General features: G+C 59.8%; 17 protein-coding genes and 1 pseudogene. 15 read left to right on the top strand and 3 right to left on the bottom strand.

What is annotated here, in order from left to right; translation table 11 throughout:
- Window positions 1–5: 5 nt before the first annotated feature.
- Window positions 6–764 carry an IclR family transcriptional regulator gene (locus tag ACSFC7_RS25225; protein ID WP_436348673.1) on the bottom strand — a complete coding sequence of 253 codons (759 nt, stop codon included), beginning with the start codon at window positions 762–764 and terminating at the stop codon, window positions 6–8.
- A 205-nt stretch (window positions 765–969) separates the two neighbouring features.
- Here ACSFC7_RS25225 and ACSFC7_RS25220 point away from each other — a divergent pair, with 205 nt between their 5' ends.
- Window positions 970–1,791, top strand: coding sequence for an SDR family NAD(P)-dependent oxidoreductase (locus ACSFC7_RS25220; protein ID WP_436348672.1), 822 nt, complete (start codon window positions 970–972; stop codon window positions 1,789–1,791).
- Between the two features lie 18 nt (window positions 1,792–1,809).
- Here the strand turns inward: ACSFC7_RS25220 and ACSFC7_RS25215 are convergent, their stop codons facing one another.
- Window positions 1,810–2,121: a pyrimidine/purine nucleoside phosphorylase gene (locus ACSFC7_RS25215; RefSeq protein ID WP_436348671.1), complete on the bottom strand. Its 312-nt coding sequence runs from the start codon at window positions 2,119–2,121 to the stop codon at window positions 1,810–1,812.
- A 191-nt stretch (window positions 2,122–2,312) separates the two neighbouring features.
- Here ACSFC7_RS25215 and ACSFC7_RS25210 point away from each other — a divergent pair, with 191 nt between their 5' ends.
- The 12 genes from ACSFC7_RS25210 (at window position 2,313) to ACSFC7_RS25155 (ending at window position 15,043) form a co-directional block, all read left to right on the top strand.
- Complete coding sequence (locus tag ACSFC7_RS25210) at window positions 2,313–3,410, top strand: Leu/Phe/Val dehydrogenase (protein WP_436348670.1); 1,098 nt, start codon at window positions 2,313–2,315, stop codon at window positions 3,408–3,410.
- Window positions 3,411–3,528: 118 nt separating this feature from the next.
- Window positions 3,529–4,635: a pyruvate dehydrogenase (acetyl-transferring) E1 component subunit alpha gene (gene pdhA / locus ACSFC7_RS25205; protein ID WP_436348669.1), complete on the top strand. Its 1,107-nt coding sequence runs from the start codon at window positions 3,529–3,531 to the stop codon at window positions 4,633–4,635.
- 3 nt (window positions 4,636–4,638) lie between these two features.
- Window positions 4,639–5,652 carry an alpha-ketoacid dehydrogenase subunit beta gene (locus ACSFC7_RS25200; protein ID WP_436348668.1) on the top strand — a complete coding sequence of 338 codons (1,014 nt, stop codon included), beginning with the start codon at window positions 4,639–4,641 and terminating at the stop codon, window positions 5,650–5,652.
- Between the two features lie 6 nt (window positions 5,653–5,658).
- A complete protein-coding gene (locus tag ACSFC7_RS25195) occupies window positions 5,659–7,248 on the top strand; it encodes a dihydrolipoamide acetyltransferase family protein (protein ID WP_436348666.1) in 1,590 nt (529 codons plus the stop codon).
- A 1-nt stretch (window position 7,249) separates the two neighbouring features.
- Window positions 7,250–8,671, top strand: coding sequence for a dihydrolipoyl dehydrogenase (gene lpdA, locus ACSFC7_RS25190; protein ID WP_436348665.1), 1,422 nt, complete (start codon window positions 7,250–7,252; stop codon window positions 8,669–8,671).
- Window positions 8,672–9,000: 329 nt separating this feature from the next.
- Window positions 9,001–10,248 (top strand): ABC transporter substrate-binding protein, encoded by a 1,248-nt coding sequence (locus ACSFC7_RS25185; RefSeq protein WP_436348664.1) that lies wholly within the window; start codon window positions 9,001–9,003, stop codon window positions 10,246–10,248.
- Window positions 10,249–10,269: 21 nt separating this feature from the next.
- A complete protein-coding gene (locus tag ACSFC7_RS25180; RefSeq protein ID WP_436348662.1) occupies window positions 10,270–11,178 on the top strand; it encodes a branched-chain amino acid ABC transporter permease in 909 nt (302 codons plus the stop codon).
- A complete protein-coding gene (locus tag ACSFC7_RS25175) occupies window positions 11,175–12,215 on the top strand; it encodes a branched-chain amino acid ABC transporter permease (protein ID WP_436348661.1) in 1,041 nt (346 codons plus the stop codon). Before ACSFC7_RS25180 ends, ACSFC7_RS25175 begins: the two co-directional genes overlap by 4 nt.
- Entirely contained in the window at window positions 12,212–13,021 is an 810-nt protein-coding gene (locus tag ACSFC7_RS25170; protein ID WP_436348659.1) for an ABC transporter ATP-binding protein, read from the top strand. Before ACSFC7_RS25175 ends, ACSFC7_RS25170 begins: the two co-directional genes overlap by 4 nt.
- Window positions 13,018–13,725, top strand: coding sequence for an ABC transporter ATP-binding protein (locus ACSFC7_RS25165; RefSeq protein WP_436348658.1), 708 nt, complete (start codon window positions 13,018–13,020; stop codon window positions 13,723–13,725). Before ACSFC7_RS25170 ends, ACSFC7_RS25165 begins: the two co-directional genes overlap by 4 nt.
- Before the next feature lie 19 nt (window positions 13,726–13,744).
- Window positions 13,745–14,149: a PPOX class F420-dependent oxidoreductase gene (locus tag ACSFC7_RS25160; protein WP_436348657.1), complete on the top strand. Its 405-nt coding sequence runs from the start codon at window positions 13,745–13,747 to the stop codon at window positions 14,147–14,149.
- Between the two features lie 87 nt (window positions 14,150–14,236).
- Entirely contained in the window at window positions 14,237–15,043 is an 807-nt protein-coding gene (locus ACSFC7_RS25155) for an SDR family NAD(P)-dependent oxidoreductase (RefSeq protein ID WP_436348656.1), read from the top strand.
- An 18-nt stretch (window positions 15,044–15,061) separates the two neighbouring features.
- Here the strand turns inward: ACSFC7_RS25155 and ACSFC7_RS25150 are convergent, their stop codons facing one another.
- On the bottom strand, window positions 15,062–15,901 hold the full coding sequence (locus tag ACSFC7_RS25150) for a VOC family protein (protein ID WP_436348655.1): 840 nt from the start codon (window positions 15,899–15,901) through the stop codon (window positions 15,062–15,064).
- Between the two features lie 349 nt (window positions 15,902–16,250).
- On the opposite strand from ACSFC7_RS25150, the gene ACSFC7_RS25145 reads away from it, so the two are divergent.
- Window positions 16,251–16,841: an IS6 family transposase gene (locus ACSFC7_RS25145; RefSeq protein ID WP_436348654.1), complete on the top strand. Its 591-nt coding sequence runs from the start codon at window positions 16,251–16,253 to the stop codon at window positions 16,839–16,841.
- Between the two features lie 130 nt (window positions 16,842–16,971).
- Window positions 16,972–17,529 (top strand): annotated as a pseudogene (locus ACSFC7_RS25140) (universal stress protein).
- The last annotated feature ends 206 nt before the right edge of the window (window positions 17,530–17,735 follow it).

The following is a 17,735-nucleotide window of genomic DNA, read 5'->3' as shown; positions in this document are numbered from 1 at the left end:
GACGGCTACGAGAATCGAAGGTTGATTTCGATGATATCTGCCGCTTCTTGGACGAGTTGTGGCAGTTCTTCCTCGAAGAACTCTCCTTTGACTCGGCTTCTCGGTCCGGAGACGCTGATTGCGCCACAGGGATCGTCTCCGGACGGGGTGATCGGAACCGCGACACAGCGGATACCCGAAACCCGTTCTCCGCGATCGATCGCGTATCCCCGTTCGCGAATCGCAGCGAGTTCCTGCATTAATTCGTCACGATCGGTAATCGTGTTCGACGTCGCACTCGGTAGCCCGTGATCGTCGATGACGGCGTCGACTCGGTCTTCGTCGAATGCCGACAGCATCGCCTTGCCCAGTGCGGTTTGGTGGAGGTACGTACGCATTCCGGGATGGGCGTCCAGATAGAGCGCGTTGTCGCCGCTTTGCAGATAGGCGTAGATACCCTTGTTGTGTTCTTCGACCAGTACACTGGCGAGTTCGCCCGTCTGCGCTGCGAGTTCGTCGATCTCTGGCGTTGCAATCTCGCGGATCGTCAGTCGATTCTCGATGTGTTTGCCGACTGCGAGGAATCGTAGGCTGATCCTGTAAGTATCGTCTTCCTTGACCAGGTACTCGTTTTGCTCGAGGGTCTGCAGATAGTTGTGAACCGTACTCGTCGGTCGGTCGAGCTCGGCGGCCAGTTCCCCGACACCGGCCCCATCGAGTTCTCTGATCGTCTCAAGTATCTGTAGGGTGGTTTCAGCCGATTTGATCCGACTTTTTTGGCCCATGGTACCACAGTACAACCGCGATGGTAAAAATCTATCCCACATCATGGGATGGATCGTCCACGGGTTCAGGCGAGTTGTCCCGCACCAGAAATCAGCGTCCCAGTTGCGTACTGCACAGTCAACCACGTTCGTGAGGACGGCCCGCACGGATATAATACTCATTTGACAAAAATGATATGTGGCCTCGGGGGAACTGTGGATGTGTATGTCTGGCAAGCTAGCGGACAAGACAGCGGTTGTTACAGGATCGAGTAGCGGTATCGGCGCCGCAATCGCCACTGGATTCGCTGAGGAAGGAGCAAACGTTGTAACGAACTCCCGATCGCAGGAGCGAGCGGAAACGACTGCCGAGGAAATTCGCGAGAACGGCGGTTCCGCAATCGCCGTCGAAGGCGACATCAGCGACCCCGAGGAGGTGTCGGCACTCGTCGATGCCGCCGTCGATGAGTACGGCAGCCTCGATATTATGGTCAACAACGCCGGCATTTCGGTTATCGAACCGGCCATGGAGATGGACCCCGAGGACTGGCAGAACGTAATCGAGGTCAACCTCTCCGGGGTCTTCTACGGTGCACAGGCGGCCGGACGGCAGATGATCGAGCAGGGAACCGGCGGACAGATCATAAATATATCGAGTATCTTCGGGAAAATCGGCATCCAGGGACGGTCCCCGTATAACGCGTCGAAGGGCGGCGTCAACAACTTGACGAGGAACCTGGCGGTCGAACTGGCCGAACACGATATCCACGTGAACGCGCTCGCACCGGGATTCATCCGAACGCAGTTGGACGAACAGACGCGAGACAGCGACGACCGAGACACCATCCTCGACGAGGACGAGTGGCCGTACTACGGGTACGACGACCAGCACATCGAGCATCGGGTGCCACTGAATCGGTTCGGCACGCTCGAGGAGATGCAAAACGTCGCGCTCTTTCTCGCATCCGGCGACCACTACACGACCGGCGAGATACTCAACGCTGATGGTGGCTGGCTCGCGTTCGGGTGGGGAAGCAAGGGACGGTAGTTGCCCTTACTCAGTCACTCACTCGTAGGTACAGCAGTAATCGACGAGTTCAGCGATCGAGACCTCGAACGTCGTCGCTGCGGGGACGGTAAACGACTCACCTGCTTCGTACTCGGTCGATTCGCCGTCGACCGTGGCCGTGAGTCTACCGGCGTACAGTTCGATGTGTTCCTCGTTTTCGGTTTCGAACTCGTATTCGCCAGGGTGCATGATCCCGAGGGTCTTTCGTACGCCGTCGTCGGTAACCAGCGATCGGCTGGTGACGTCGCCATCGTAGTAGACGTTCGCCCGTTTCGTTATCGTCGCGCTTTCGAACGTATCGTTCGACATATGTTGGTATCGTTACTGCCTGCCCACTAAATGCTATCGTCGGATCCGGTCTGGGCCAGTGCCTTTCGCCTCGACCGGTAGCAGTATGATTTTTACTCCCAAATATGGGTTAATCGTACGATGATGTGTCACGGAAAGCCACGGGTTGCAAAATCTATAAAACCACGTACTGACAATAGGGTACTCACCGCATGGTAGAAATTCACAAGCTATTAGGCGAGCATAGTCACAACGAGTTCAAAGCGTTCCGTGACGACGAAGTTGGTCTTCGCGGATTCATCGCGATTCACGATACGACGCTCGGACCCGCAGCCGGTGGGACCCGACGGTACGCCTTCGAATCGGAGGAGGAAGCGATCATCGACGTCCTCAGACTGTCGCGTGCGATGACCTACAAGTACGCAATCTCCGGGATCAACATGGGCGGTGCGAAGGGTGTAATCTGGGTAGACGACGAGGACCAGCGAAGCGAGGACCTCTACCGCGCCTACGGGCGGATGGTGGACAGTTTCGGCGGCCGATTCGTCACCGGGGCCGACGTCGGTACCGACCAGGAGGCGATGCGCTGGATCGGCGACGAGACGGACTACATCATCGGGCTTCCGGAACAGTTCGACCACCCCGAGGACTACCACGGCGGCGGGCTCGGCGTCATCAAGGCGATGGAGGCGTGTTGCGAACTCGAGTACGGCGGCGACCGCGACCTCGCGGACCTCCACGTGACCGTCCAGGGCGTCGGCGAGATGGGGACCAGTATCGTCCGCTACCTCCAAGAGCGGGGTGCGCAGGTGACGGTGTCGGACATCAACGAGGAACAGATCGACTACCTCGAGGACGAGTACGGCGTCGGTTCCGTCGACCCCGAAGACGTCTACGACATCGACTGCGACGTGTTCGCGCCGTCGGCACTCGGCTTCGTGTTGAACGACGACACGATTCCGCGGCTACAGTGTGACATCGTCTGTGGGGCGGCTAACAACCAACTCGACGACGAGGAGCGCCACGGCACGATGCTTCAAGAGGAAGGGATCCTGTACGCACCGGACTATCTCGCCAACTCTGGACGAACCATCGACGACACCGATCTCCTTCGGAAGGGTGGGTACAAGCACACGCGAGCGCGCGCCATGATCGACGGCATCTACGATCGGATGCTGACGATCGGCCGCCGCGCCGACGAGGAGGATCGCCCGACCTACGAAGTCGCCAACGATATCGCACAGCAGCGTATCGACGCGATGAAAACGATGCGCCAGAAGGTCCACGAGACCCGAAAGCCCCAGTGGTAACGATTTCAGACACAATGTACACATGCAGTTCAACCACCGACAGTAGTAGCGGGAGTTCGACCGCCGTCTCAGCGGTCGCAACCGACGGCGGCGGAGACACCGAGAGTATCAGCAACCAATGAGTTTCGAACCCGGGTTTCAAGCGGAGGAACAGATCCTCGACGAAGACGGACGAGTGCTCGACGGCGAAACGCCGCCGGACCTCGACGATGACGTCTTCGTCGACATGTACAAACAGATGCGGCTGTGTCGCCAGTTCGACGAACGGGCGGTGAGTCTCCAGCGACAGGGTCGGATGGGGACGTACTCGACGATGCTCGCCCACGAGGGCGCCCTCGTGGGGAGCGCCTTCGCCCTGCGCGACGACGACTGGATCGTTCCGTACTATCGCGACCACGGGGCGACGGTCACGCACGGCCTCGGCTTCGAGCACATCCTGCAGTACTACATGGGCCACGAAGAGGGCAGCGTCGTTCCGGAGGACACGAGCGTCTTCCCGATCTGTATCACGATCGGCGATCAGATCCCTCACGCGACCGGGGCGGCGATGGCGTCGAAGCTCCGGGACGGCGACGACAGTGCGGTCGTCTGTTACTTCGGTGACGGGGCGACTAGCGAGGGTGATTTCCATGAGGGACTCAACTTCGCCGGCGTCTTCGATACGCCGAACGTGTTCTTCTGTCTGAACAACCAGTGGGCCATCTCGACCCCGATCGAGAAACAGACCGCCGCGTCGACGCTCGCCCAGAAGGCGTCGGGATACGGATTCGAGGGTGTCCGTGTCGACGGCATGGATCCGCTCGCGGTCTACGAGGTGACTCGGAAGGCGCTCGAGACGGCTCGTGACTCCGAGTCGGACGCCCCTCGTCCGACCCTGGTCGAGGCGTTGTTGTACCGGGTTGGCGCTCACAACACGAGTGACGATCCCTCGAACTATCGCCAGGAGTCCGAGACGGAGCCGTGGCGCGAGCGCGATCCGATCTCGCGGATGGAGACGTTCCTCCGCGAGCGCGGGCTGTTGAGCGACGAACGGATCGACGCGATCGAGGAGGAAAACACCGAAGAGATCGAGTCAGCGGTCGAGATCGCGGAGGCCTACGAGCCGGATCCGGACGACATCTTCGAGCACGTCTTCGACGAACTTCCCGACCGGCTCGAGGAGCAACGGGCGGCGTTCCGCGAACTACACGAACAGTACGGTGACGAAGCGTTTCTGCGCGACTAACGAATGGCAACCACAACACCAGATCCAGCGGCGGTCGACAGCCAGACCCTGACGCTGGTACAGGCGGTTCGAGAGGGACTGTACACGGAGATGAAACGAGACGACGACGTCCTCGTCCTCGGGGAGGACGTCGGCGACAACGACGGCGTGTTCCGGGCGACCGAGGGATTGGTCGACGAGTTCGGCAGCGATCGGGTGATGGACACGCCGCTCGCCGAGTCGGGAGTCATCGGTACGTCGATCGGAATGGCCGTACGAGGATTTCGACCCGTTCCGGAGATCCAGTTCATGGGGTTCGTCTATCCGGCGTTTGATCAACTGGTCAACCACGCGGCGCGGTTCCGAACGCGATCTCGAGGACGCTTTACGTGTCCGCTGACGGTTCGCGTCCCCTACGGCGGGGGGATCCGTGCCCCCGAACACCACTCCGAATCCACCGAATCGTTCTTCGCCCATCAACCGGGGCTCAAGGTCGTCGTTCCGTCGACGCCGTACGACGCGAAGGGGCTCCTCGCTAGTGCGATCGAGGACCCTGACCCCGTCGTCTTCCTCGAGCCGAAACTCGTCTACCGATCGTTCAAGCGGGAGGTTCCGGACGAGCGCTACACCGTACCGATCGGCGAAGCGAACGTACTCCGCGAGGGATCGGACGTCGCCGTCTTCACCTGGGGGGCGATGGTCAGGCCGACGCTCGAGGCCGCCGAGACGCTCGCCGAGGACGACATCGACTGCCACGTCGTCGACGTGCGCTCGATCTATCCACTGGACGAGGAGACGATCGTCGACGCGTTCAAGCGCACCGGACGGGGCGTCGTTGTCCACGAAGCGCCCCAGACGGGCGGGATGGCGGCCGAGTTGACGTCGACGATCCAAGATGAGGCCGTCTTGTACCAGAAAGCACCGATCAAGCGCATCACCGGGTACGATACCCCGTTCCCGTTGTACGCGCTCGAGGACTACTACCTGCCGAGTGCCGCTCGCATCGAACACGGCATCCGGGAGACGGTCGAGTTCTGACAGCCAATGACCAGCAAGGAGTTTACCCTGCCGGACGTCGGCGAAGGGATCGCAGAGGCGGAACTCGTTCAGTGGCTCGTCGAACCCGGCGACGAGGTGGCCGAAGACCAGCCGGTCGCTGAGGTTGAGACGGACAAAGCGGTGGTCGAAGTCCCCTCGCCGTACACGGGGGTCGTCGACGAACTCCGCGCGGCGGAAGGGGAGGTCGTTCCCGTCGGCGACGTACTGATCACGATTCGGGTCGGTGAAGTCGACCTCGAGAGAGACGATCCTGACTCGGTAGAGTCGGTCGATGACCGCGAACAGCGCTCGGAGATGACAGTCGAGACAGCTGATACTGATGCGAGTGACCGCATCGGTTCGACCGGGGAGCAACGCGGCGAGCGGGGCCGCCCGATCGCACCGCCGTCGGTGCGCCGGTACGCTCGGGAACACGATGTTGACCTAAAAGCACTCGCGTCCGGTCGCTCTGCGACTCGTCTCACGAAAGCGGACGTTCGATCAGCTATCGATTCGTCCCCAGAACGGACGGCGTCGGAGAGTACGGAAACGGTACCTCACCGCACCGAACAGCCAAGTGGCGGCGATGTCGGGTCCGACGCACCGCCGGGTGAGGTGGCCGCCACCGAATCCGCCCCCGCGGCCGGCCGAAGTCTTACGTTAGCCCGCCCGAACACGCGACGGATCGCTCGCGAGAACGGGATCGATATCGACGACGTTCCGACGGAGGAACGCCGGGACGGAGAGGCCTACGTGTCCGAAACGCAGGTTCTGCGCTACGTTGAGGACCAATCGACCACCACTGGGCCCACATCCACCGGACAACCGACAGCCGCGACGGCCGACAACGGGACGGGACCGGCCGCGACGACTGCACCCCCGACGAAGACCGACGCCGCAATCGAGACGCGTCCGTACGAGGGCGTCAGGCGAACCATCGGTGAGCGGATGTCCCGGTCGAAGTTCACCGCGCCCCACGTCAGCCATCACGATACGGCGACTATCCCTGAACTCGTCGACACGCGAACGCAGCTCACGGCTGCCGTTGAGGATCGGGGCGCGTCACTCACGTACCTGCCGTTCGTTCTGAAAGCCGTCGTTGCGGCGCTGAAACGCCATCCGATACTCAACTCGAGGCTCGAGGAGGACGACGACGAGATTCGCATACGACGGAAGTATCACATCGGTATCGCTGTTGCGACCGATGCCGGATTGCTGGTGCCAGTCATCGAGAACGTCGACGAGAAGGGGATCGCATCGCTCGCCGAGGAGATCGACGACCTCGCAGAGCGCGCTCGCTCGCGCAAACTGACACCCGACGAGATGACCGGTGGGACGTTCACCGTCACAAACTTCGGCGTGATCGGCGGCGAGTACGGGACGCCGATCATCAACTATCCGGAAACTGCAATCCTCGGACTCGGTGCAATTGACGAGCGAGCGGTCGTCGAAGACGGCGACGTCGTCGCCCGACCGACGCTTCCGCTGTCGCTCTCGTTCGATCACCGCGTGATCGACGGCGCCGACGCCGCCGAGTTTACGAACACCGTGATGAGATCTCTCGAGCAACCGCAGCTATTGCTGGTGGAGGATTGAGATGGTCGTCGGAGACATTATCAGTAACACGGAACTACTCGTCATCGGTGGCGGACCAGGCGGGTATTCGGCCGCCATTCGGGCTGCACAGCGCGATATCGACGTCACTCTCGTGGAGAAAGAGGCATATGGCGGTACCTGTCTCAACCACGGCTGCATTCCGTCGAAAGCTTATCTCGCGGCAACCGGACTCGCCCATCGTGCGGGCGGCGGCGAACACATGGGGGTCCACGCCGAACCCACGGTAGACCTCCCGGAGCTTCTCGACTGGAAGAACGACGTCGTCTCGCAACTCACTGGCGGCGTCGAGACGCTGTGTTCGGCGAACGGCGTAACACTCATCGATGGAACCGCGCAGTTCGAGGGACTGAACAGGGTCCGAATCGCCCACGGCGGTGACGGACAGGGATCCGAAAGTATCGAGTTCGAACACGCGATCATTGCGACGGGATCGCGGCCGATCGAACTTCCCGGGTTCGCGTTCGAAACCGAGTCAATCTGGAGCGCTCGGGACGCGTTCGCGACCGACACCGTTCCGGAGCGCCTGGTCGTCATTGGCGGCGGCTACATCGGAATGGAGCTCTCGAGCGTGTTCGCCAGACTGGGCGTCGACGTTACGGTCGTGGAGCTGCTTGAGGATGTCCTTCCGACGTTCGAGGACGATATCTCGAGGGTCGTCCGTGAGCGCACCGAGGCCCTCGGTGTCGAGTTCAACTTCGGTGAGCGAGCGGTGGACCTTCGCCGAGAGGCCGACGAACTGACGGTCGTTACTGAGACGGAATCGGGAGATGAGTCGAGGTACGGGACTGACCGGCTGCTGGTCGCAATCGGTCGCGAACCGGTTACTAACACGCTGTCGATCGAAAGCACCGGTCTCGAGACCAACGGGCGGGGATTCATCAAAACTGACGACCGCGCGCGCACTGCCGAGGAGCACATCTTCGCCGTCGGCGACGTGACGGGCGAACCGATGCTCGCACACGCGGCGACCGCCGAAGGGGTGGTCGCTGCCGACGTCATCGCTGGTGGGCCGGCGGCGCTCGACCACTACGCGATTCCGGCCGCCGTGTTTACCGACCCGGAGATCGCGACGGTTGGGCTGACAGCGAACGAAGCGTACGACGAGGGATTCGATCCGGTCGTTGGGGAGGTCTCGTTTCGTTCGAACGGCCGTGCATTGACAGCTGACGCGGATACCGGATTCGTGCGGATCGTCGCTGACGACCCCTCGGGGATCGTTCTAGGGGGACAGATCGTCGGTCGTGAGGCATCGGAACTCGTTGCCGGGGTCGGGCTCGCAATCGAGTTGGGGGCCACACTCGAGGACGTGTACGGAACCGTTCACACACATCCGACGCTGTCCGAAGCAGTCGCTGAAGCTGCTAAACACGCACGCAACCAAGCGATACATACGGTCAACTGATCGACTCACTCAGCGTCCAGCGTTCGAGAAGCCGAATTGAGGGTGACGTCGCCGAAATCAGAATGCGAGGTCGGTCGTCCGGACTGGATGAATTGTTTCCGTCGATCAGCACAGATGGCAACCAGTTGCTCCAACGTGGTTTTCTTGGTGTGGCTGACGGCAATTCACATCACTGATAACAAACACCTGTCGTAGAATATTGCTTCCAGCAATGCCATCAAAACTAATATGGATAAATAATTTGTAGAATCTATCAATAGTACAGGTATCGGCGTTGATGTGCTGAACCAGAACCTATATGTTTGTCTATGACTACCATGATAACGTGTATGGTAGACGATAATCTAGCGCGCAGAACGGTACTAGCTGGTGCAGGTGCAGTCACGTTTGGTTCGCTGGCAGGGTGCTTACAAGATAACGGTGAGACGGATGGCTATGTCATCGGAATGGTGGATGCACTCACCGGGACGTTAGCCCCCTACGGCAGTGAGTACAACGAGCGTGCCCGGGAACTGGCACTCGAAGACATTAACGACGTCGGACTTGGATCGGACAACGAAGAACTCGAGATCATCTTAGAGGACAGCGAAAGTTCGAATCAGTCCGGGGTCAACGCGGCCCAGCGACTGATCAATCAGGAGAACGTCCCGCTGTTGTACGGTTCAGTTAGCAGCGGCGTCTCGATCGCGATCCACGAAAGCGTCGTCGATGGGACGGATGTCGTACATATCGCACAGTCCAGTTCGGGTGCAACGGTGAGCGACTATCCGAACTTGCTTCGACCGGTCCCGAGCGGGGCCGGCAAAGGGGCCGTTCTCTCCAACATGATGGCAGAGGATGGTCACGACACGATTGCGGTTACGTGGATCAACAACGATTACGGGGATGCGATGGGACAGGTGGTCGAAGAGCACTTCGAGAACGAAATGGGCGGAACGGTCGCGTATAACAGCTCACACGACCCCGGAGAGGCGAGCTACAGCTCCGAACTCTCCGAGATGGCCGACACGGACGCGACCGCGTGGCTGCTCGCCACGTACGCCGACGAAGCGACTGTCCTGATCAACGACGCGTACGATCAGGGGTACAATGAGGAAGTCGAGTATTACGGGGCCGAGAGCACCATCGCCGACACTATCCTCGAAAACACGGAGCCAGGAAGCCAGGAAACCCTCAAGGGAGTGCGGGAGGGACCGCCAGAGGGATCCGACGTATACGCGCAGTTCGAGGAGCGGTTCAACGACGAGTTCGACGAAAATCCGAACGTCTACTCGGCGTACACGTACGACGCCCTGATGTGGGGTGCAATGGCGATCGAAGCCGCCGACGAGTTCACCGGCGAGGCGATCGCAGAGCACATTCGGGAGGTGACGAGGGAACCGGGCGAGGAAGTAAACTCGTTCGAAGAAGCGAAAGAGATACTTGAGGACGGGAGTTCAGAGGACGTCAACTACGTCGGCCCGAGCGGTCCCGGCGAACTGGACGAAAACGGAGATCCGGTCGGCGTCTACGAGATTTACACTGTGGAGGATCACGAGTACCAGATAGGTGATACGATCTCGGCGGACGAGATCTAAGTTGCTACACCATTCGCAACAATGTCGGCCATTCAATTAGCAATAGACGGTATCGTATACGGGAGTATTATCGTGCTCGGGGCGGTCGGACTATCATTAGTCTACAGTATCGGTGACTTTCCGAACTTCGCACACGGTGATCTCATGGTGGCCGGTGCGTACGGCGGATTGGTCGCGAATCTCGGCCTCACCGAAATCGGTCTCCAGCCGACAAGCGTCTTCTCTCCCGAGCTTCTCGTAACGGTCATTGTCGGGCTCGTCATCGGAATCATCGTCGCGGTCGCGACGCACTATCTCGTCTTCAAGCCGCTCGATAGCGGCCCGATAGCGCTGCTCATAACGAGTTTCGGTGTTGCCCTCATCTATCGGTCGCTCATCTGGATGGGGTTCGGCTCGAGTGCTCGATCGTATAATTTCCCGAGAAGCGGACCGATCGGCTCGATCAGGGACGCCACCGGACTGGCCGTCACTAATCGGATGCTCGTGATCGTGCTGGTCACCGCTGTGGTCGTCGCTACATTGCACTTCGTTCTCCAGTACAGCATGCTGGGCAAGAAAATGCGGGCGGCCGCTGACAACAGCGATCTCGCTCGGATCAGCGGGATCAGGCCTCGAGAGACCGTCCTGACGATGTGGGTCGGTGGCGGTGCGCTCGCTGCCATGGGCGGGGTCTTTCTGGGACTCCACACGCTCATCCGTCCACTGATGGGGTTCGACATACTCCTCCTGATCTTCGCTGCCGTGATCCTCGGTGGAATCGGGAGTATCTACGGAGCGATGCTCGGCGGGTTCGCGATCGGACTCGCCCACGAAATGACGCCCGTCGTTCCCGGTGTCGGCTCCGAGTATGGCGCAGCAGTCGCGTTCACAATTATGATCATTATTCTTCTCGTCAGACCGGGTGGAATCCTCGGGGAGGAAACGACATGAACGTCACCATTCCGAAGACCGATCAAACGCTAGGGTCCACGTCAGTCGTACTGTTCGCTCTCATAACGTTGCTTGGCCTCGCTATTCTTACCGGGACACTGACCGTCGCGTACGCGACGTATCTGCTCGCACTGAGTGGCATGTACGTGCTCCTCGCACTCGGGCTTAACGTCCAGTGGGGCTACGGCGGGATCATCAACTTCGCCGTCGTCGCCTTCTGGGGACTCGGGGCGTACGTCGCCGCGCTTGCGACCGCAGGGACGTCACCGATGGGACTGGAGTGGCACCCGCTCTTCGCACTCGTCGTTGCGATCATCTTCAGCGTGATCGCCGCGGTGATCGTCGGGCTCCCGGCGATCCGACTGCGCGCGGATTACCTCGCTATCGCGACGCTCGGCTTCTCGGAGATCTTTCGTCTCTTGGTTGCCAACGAGACCCATATTACCGCCGGAATGGCGGGCTTAGCCGGCATTCCGAGCGTACTCGACGGCCTCCCGTTCGACGCCGTCACCACGAACCTCTTGATCGTCGCGATAGCAGGGCTAATCGTTTTCGTCTTTCTCCGACGGATTCATCGTTCGCCATGGGGACGAGTTATGCAGATCATCAAGGCCGACGAGGATCTCGCCGAGTCACTCGGCAAGAACGCGTTCTCGTTCAAGATGCAGACGTTCGTCCTCGGCTGCGTGATCATGACCATCGCGGGGGTCTACTACGCCCACTTCATCGGATACGTCGACCCAACGGACCTCAATCCGCTCGAGACGTTCTTCGTCTGGGTCGCCGTCATCCTCGGGGGCAGTGGAAGTAATCGCGGTGCCGTCGTCGGGGCGTTCATTCTCGTGGCCGTCCTCGAGGGCACCCGGTTCCTCACCGATTTCTCGGTCTTCGCAGCGCTGAGTACGGGTCCGCTTCGATTGCTGATCGTTGGCGTCCTCATCGTCCTCATCATGCGATTCAAACCCGAGGGACTCTACCCGCCACGTGACGAACTGATCTGGCCCAAGAGCCTCGACGATACGGAGGGACAGTCATGAGTTCGTTCGAACTCTCCTACGACGGCGCTAACCTCGAGAAAGAGGATACCGTTCTCGAAGTCAGTAACCTGCAGAAATCGTTCGGCGGACTGGTCGTCACCGATGACGTCTCGTTGGCTATCCAATCGGGTTCGATCACCGGAATGATCGGTCCGAACGGTGCCGGGAAATCGACGCTGTTCAATCAGATCTCCGGATTTTACGAGGTCGACAGCGGTACGGTCGAGGTCAACGGAACTGACGTCACCGGCAAGCAGCCGAACAAGATCGTCCAGGAAGGACTGTTGCGAACGTTCCAGACGCCCCGTCGGCTCGAGAACATGACCGTCCGAGAGGCGATGCTCGTCGGTGCCCAGTCCCAACTCGGTGAATCGATCCTTCCGCTGTGGGTTTCGGCTTCCGAGGTGACTCGCGAAGAGCGAGCCAACCTCGAGCGGGCGATAGAACTGCTCGAGTTCTTCGAGATCGATCATCTCGCGACCGAGCCGACGACGAGCCTCTCCGGCGGACAGATGAAACTGCTGGCGCTGGCACGTGCGTTGATGGCGGAACCAGACGTGTTGTTGCTCGACGAACCGGTGGCCGGGATCAACCCGACGCTGGTGAACCAGATCGCGGGCTTCATCGAAGAACTCAACGAAGAACACGGCTATACGTTCTTCATCATCGAGCACGACATCGACTTCCTGATGGGGCTCGCCGAAGAGGTCATCGTCCTCAATCAGGGGCGCGTGTTACTGGAAGGCCCACCGGAAATAGTCCAGTCGGACGAACGAGTCATCAACGCCTACCTGGGTGATATATGATGACAGTACTCGATATCGACCACGTCGACAGCGGCTACGGTGACCTCCAGATCCTGCACGACGTCTCCATGCACCTCGAGGAGGACGAAATCGTATGCATTATCGGCCCGAACGGCGCCGGAAAGAGTACGGCGATCAAGACAATTTTCGGTCTCGTTCAGCCGTGGAACGGAAAGATCACACTCCGCGGGACCGAAATATCCGGGCAGATGCCGGAAGATATCGTCCGCCAGGGGATCAGCTACGTTCCACAGACCGACAACGTGTTCGGCTCGCTCACAATCGAGGAGAACCTCGAAATCGGTGGCGTCACTGCCGACAACGAGTCCGAGGAGATGATCGACAAACTGTTCGATCGGTTTCCGATTCTCGAGGAGAAGCGATCCAAGAAGGCACGAACCCTCTCCGGCGGCCAACGGCAACTGCTCGCGTTTTCACGCGCACTGATGGTCGATCCCGACGTTCTACTGATCGACGAGCCGAGTGCGGGGCTCGCCCCGTCGCTCGTCCAGGATGTGTTCGAAAACGTTCAGCAAATCAACAGCCTCGGCACGTCAGTGCTGATGGTCGAACAGAACGCTCGCGCCGGACTCGACATCTCCGATCGCGGCTACGTCCTCGCACAGGGCCAGGTCAAGTACGAGGACGACGCACAGGCGATCCTCGAGAACCCGGAGATCGCCGAACTCTACCTCGGCGAATAGCTCTCTGGCCCAGATATTCATGACCCAAATTCCTAGCGACTACGAAGATTTGCTCACCGGTGACGCTATCGCACACGTCGCCACGGTGTCTCCAGACGGGTGCCCGCATCAGGCTCCTGTTTGGGTGGATTACGACGGCGAGTACGTGTACATCGGTGGGAAAGTCCATACGAGAAAGAACCGAAACCTCGAGCGCGATCCGAGAATTTCGATCTCGGTGACGGATCCCGAGAACCCGTATCGGTTTCTGACCGTCAGGGGAACCGTCGTCGAGCGCAGCGAAACGGATGCGATGGCGTTCATCGACCGGCTCTCCGAACAGTACTGGGGCTGTGAGTTCCCAAGCGACCGGGACGCCGACCGCGTCAAACTGACGATTCGGCCAGATCACGCCGTCGGACGGACCATCCCGCAACCGGAGTGACGGCGGTGAATTTACCGCTGTTCTATCCGCCGTATCGGTCCGTCGCTAGAACTTTTTGTTACCTGAAAACATATCACTCGGATGGCTATGACCGAACTAGACGGAAAGACAGCCGTTATCACCGGCTCGAGTACGGGTCTCGGACGAGCGATCGCGGAACGATACGCCGCAGAGGGCGCAAACGTCGTGACGAACTCGCGATCGGAAGAGCGTGCAGTGGAGGCCGCCGAGGCAATCCGCGAAGCCGGCGGTGACGCGATCGGCGTCGAAGCGGACGTGACGGAGAAAGACGATGTCGCTGGCCTCGTGGACGCTGCCGTCGACGAGTACGGATCGCTCGACGTACTGGTCAACAACGCCGGAACAACCGTAGAGAAACCGCTGTTGGAACAGACGCCCGAAGACTGGCGACGCGTTATCGACGTTAACCTCACGGGCGTCTTTTTCGGCTGTCAAGTCGCCGGCGAATGGATGATCGAGCAGGACGGTAACGGACAGATCATCAACATGAGCAGCATCTACGGTGCCGGTGGCGTGCAGGGCCGGGCCCCGTACAACGCCTCGAAAGCCGGCATCGAGAATCTCACGCGAAACGCTGCCGTCGAGTTCGCTGACCACGAAATTCACGTGAACGCACTCGCACCGGGATACATCAAGACCCGGTTGGCCGAAGCACCGTTAGGCGAATCCGCTGGGGACGACCTCGAGTGGCCGTACGTCGATTACGCCGAGGAACACATAGAGAACCGAACCCCGCTCGGTCGATTCGGAACCCACGAGGAGGTCACCAACTGTGCCGTCTTCCTCGCAGCGGGCGGTCATTACACGACCGGTGAGGTACTGACGCTGGACGGCGGCTGGACGAGTTTCGGCTGGGGCTCGAAGAGTCGATGAGATGAGTCGGTTCAGGGGTTACGACCGATCGACTGCACCGAAGCGACCCCCGACATCGATATCGAACCAATAGACGGTATCGTCGCCCCACGAGGTCTCTTCGTCGATCCGGAACTGCTCTCGAACTGCAGCGACATCCGTCGCGTCGACGAGGAACGCACACGGCAGTGGCGTTTGACTGCTCTCGATACGGTCAGCCAACCACGAGTCCGCGACGAGCGGTTCCGCAACTGCGACAGGAGCATCGTCGAACGAGACGACCTGCGCCTCAAGCGCGTCCTCCTCGCGCGTTTGCGTCGAGGACGTACCGAAGAACGTCTCGAGTCCGTTGACGGTTTCCTCGAGTTCGTCCGTGCCGATGACGACCTCCGTGAGTCCCATTAGCCCCGAGGTGTCCGGATCGGTCGTCACCTCGACGCGCCACTCGAGGGGGGTGTGATCCATCTCGAGCATCGGTATCGGCGTCCCCTGCGGTCGGCCGCCGACGATCGCTAGCTCCCACTCGACGGTCGTTCCATCGGGTCGCTCTCGGGAAAACCTCGTCGGGCCTTCGATTTCGAACCCCTCGTCGGCCAGTCGGTCGCTTTCGTTGTCAATGTCGTCGACGGTCACCGACCACGCCGATGCGCCCGCGTTCGTATCGATCTGGTCGTTCCACCACGGTGCGGTCCCGTCGGGATCGTTCTTGGAAATCAGTTCCACGTACGAGAGGTTGCCGAACCCGATGAGGTGCATGTGCGTGATCCCGTTCGAGTGGGTCCCGCCGTAGGCCGTTTCGAATCCGGCGCCGGCGAACGATTCTTCGAGGGAATCCAGATCGTCCGCTGCGAAGACGACGTGGTCGATTGGTCTCGACATGAGATACGGTAGAAATTGACATCCACTGGTAAAAACGTACCGTCGATGAACACCCGTTCTGGCGAGTGAGACGGTTGTATCGGTCAATCGAACGACCGGTCGGCGAGCGACTTGAGAGACGCGCGGCTACGGGGTTCGATCGCGTCTCGAGCACACGGCGTCTGTCGATCACAGCTCCACTACTCTCCTTGTGAGTATATGCCACGTGTGTTACAGACTACTCAGGGGTGCTCCCATTGTACTACTCTGGCGGCGCTGTTTCGTTACGTGTGAAAAGTGAGGTGGTACGATTTCGTGGTACTCTATGCCAAAAATCGACCGCTTCAGTTGATGTAGCGACTGGCTCGATTTGAATTTTGTGGAGCGAGAGCGGACACCGCCTCAGCTGATGGGGCTCGGTATTCGACTCAATCTTGCTGTCCTCTCGCTTTCGAATATAGTTCGAGAATTGGAGAAGTCCGGTGTCGAACGCAGTCGAAAGACAGTCCACAATTGGGTTCACAAATACGATCTACTGCCGGCAGTTGACGGGGACCCGAATCACGTCGCGCTTGACGAGACGGTGATTCAACTTGACGAACATCGCTATTGGCTGTACACTACTGTCGATCCAGAAACGAACATAATACTCCGTATGCGGCTGTATTCGACGACTATGACCGCATTGACAGAACGGTTCCTGCGGGAACTCACTGAGAAACATGACCTCGACGATACCGTGTTTCTCGTCGATGGCGCAAAACATCTCCAGACTGCACTGCGGCGATCTGGGCTCCGATTCCGATTCGAAAAACATGGAAACCGGAACAGTGTTAAACATCTCTTCCAAGAGATAAAGCGTCGTACCTCTTCATTTTCAAACTGTTTCAGCCACGCACAACCGTCAACAGCAGAATCGTGGCTCCAAGCCTTCGCCGTCTGCCACAATGTTACAAACTAAACACGACCATTCCTGCAGCCGTCGAACGCGGAGCGTTCGGAACTGACAGGTACCGCGCTCTCACGGGACAGCCGATTCCTGCTCGGAAGGTCAAGTCGTATCCCTGCACGGAATGTAGTCGACGGTAACCATGTGCGACCGTATTCTCGTTCCCGTCGACGGGAGCGATTCGGCGACTGCGGCGCTGGATCACGCGCTCGAGATCGCCGGCGATCACGACGCGAGCGTCACCCTCCGATACGTCGCGGACACGAACGAGCCGAGTCAGATCCGCATCGGTACTGACGTCGTGGACGTCCTCGAAAGCGAGGGCGAGGAGGTCGTCTCGGACGCCCGCAAACAGGCGGTGGACCGCGACGTTCCCGCGACTACGGACGTCGTCTAGGGCGCGCCCCACGACGCAATCGTCGACTACGCCGAGCGGAAGGACGTCGAACTCGTGGTTGTGGGAACCCACGGGCGAGACGGCCTCGAGCGATACGTCATCGGGAGCGTCGCGGAACGCGTCGTCAACACGGCGCCGATGCCGGTACTGATGGTCCGCGCGACCGACGACGCCTCGACCTATCCGTACGAGTCCGTCCTGGTCCGGTTGAACGGTATCCGTGTGAATTGCACGAGATGGACGATTTCGGGAGTGCCGTCCTTCTCGTCGATACCGTCCACCGTTTTCAGACTGCACTCCTGAAACGCGAACGATAATTCCGATGCAAAAGCGGAGAATCAAAGGCACTTTTCGAAAATATAATTAATATGGTTATACGGAGGATCTACCTGATAGATAACCCGTCAGACTGCTATCGGTACGTAACTGGCGGACCGCTCGCTCGTCTCCTCCGCTCTCTCGGAGCGCAGCGCGGGGTCGCAGCACCAATTGCGGCCGAGTCAGGGGCT

The organism is Natronorubrum halobium, assembly GCF_051351675.1.
Lineage (GTDB): Archaea > Halobacteriota > Halobacteria > Halobacteriales > Natrialbaceae > Natronorubrum.
This window is presented reverse-complemented; position numbering and strand designations above follow the sequence as displayed.

Excerpts from the sequence above, each read along its gene's own strand:
- ACSFC7_RS25225 (WP_436348673.1), bottom strand. The coding sequence starts at position 764 with ATGGGCCAAAAAAGTCGGATCAAATCGGCTGAAACCACCCTACAGATA.
- ACSFC7_RS25220 (WP_436348672.1), top strand. The coding sequence starts at position 970 with ATGTCTGGCAAGCTAGCGGACAAGACAGCGGTTGTTACAGGATCGAGT.
- ACSFC7_RS25215 (WP_436348671.1), bottom strand. The coding sequence starts at position 2,121 with ATGTCGAACGATACGTTCGAAAGCGCGACGATAACGAAACGGGCGAAC.
- ACSFC7_RS25210 (WP_436348670.1), top strand. The coding sequence starts at position 2,313 with ATGGTAGAAATTCACAAGCTATTAGGCGAGCATAGTCACAACGAGTTC.
- pdhA (WP_436348669.1), top strand. The coding sequence starts at position 3,529 with ATGAGTTTCGAACCCGGGTTTCAAGCGGAGGAACAGATCCTCGACGAA.
- ACSFC7_RS25200 (WP_436348668.1), top strand. The coding sequence starts at position 4,639 with ATGGCAACCACAACACCAGATCCAGCGGCGGTCGACAGCCAGACCCTG.
- ACSFC7_RS25195 (WP_436348666.1), top strand. The coding sequence starts at position 5,659 with ATGACCAGCAAGGAGTTTACCCTGCCGGACGTCGGCGAAGGGATCGCA.
- lpdA (WP_436348665.1), top strand. The coding sequence starts at position 7,250 with ATGGTCGTCGGAGACATTATCAGTAACACGGAACTACTCGTCATCGGT.
- ACSFC7_RS25185 (WP_436348664.1), top strand. The coding sequence starts at position 9,001 with ATGGTAGACGATAATCTAGCGCGCAGAACGGTACTAGCTGGTGCAGGT.
- ACSFC7_RS25180 (WP_436348662.1), top strand. The coding sequence starts at position 10,270 with ATGTCGGCCATTCAATTAGCAATAGACGGTATCGTATACGGGAGTATT.
- ACSFC7_RS25175 (WP_436348661.1), top strand. The coding sequence starts at position 11,175 with ATGAACGTCACCATTCCGAAGACCGATCAAACGCTAGGGTCCACGTCA.
- ACSFC7_RS25170 (WP_436348659.1), top strand. The coding sequence starts at position 12,212 with ATGAGTTCGTTCGAACTCTCCTACGACGGCGCTAACCTCGAGAAAGAG.
- ACSFC7_RS25165 (WP_436348658.1), top strand. The coding sequence starts at position 13,018 with ATGATGACAGTACTCGATATCGACCACGTCGACAGCGGCTACGGTGAC.
- ACSFC7_RS25160 (WP_436348657.1), top strand. The coding sequence starts at position 13,745 with ATGACCCAAATTCCTAGCGACTACGAAGATTTGCTCACCGGTGACGCT.
- ACSFC7_RS25155 (WP_436348656.1), top strand. The coding sequence starts at position 14,237 with ATGACCGAACTAGACGGAAAGACAGCCGTTATCACCGGCTCGAGTACG.
- ACSFC7_RS25150 (WP_436348655.1), bottom strand. The coding sequence starts at position 15,901 with ATGTCGAGACCAATCGACCACGTCGTCTTCGCAGCGGACGATCTGGAT.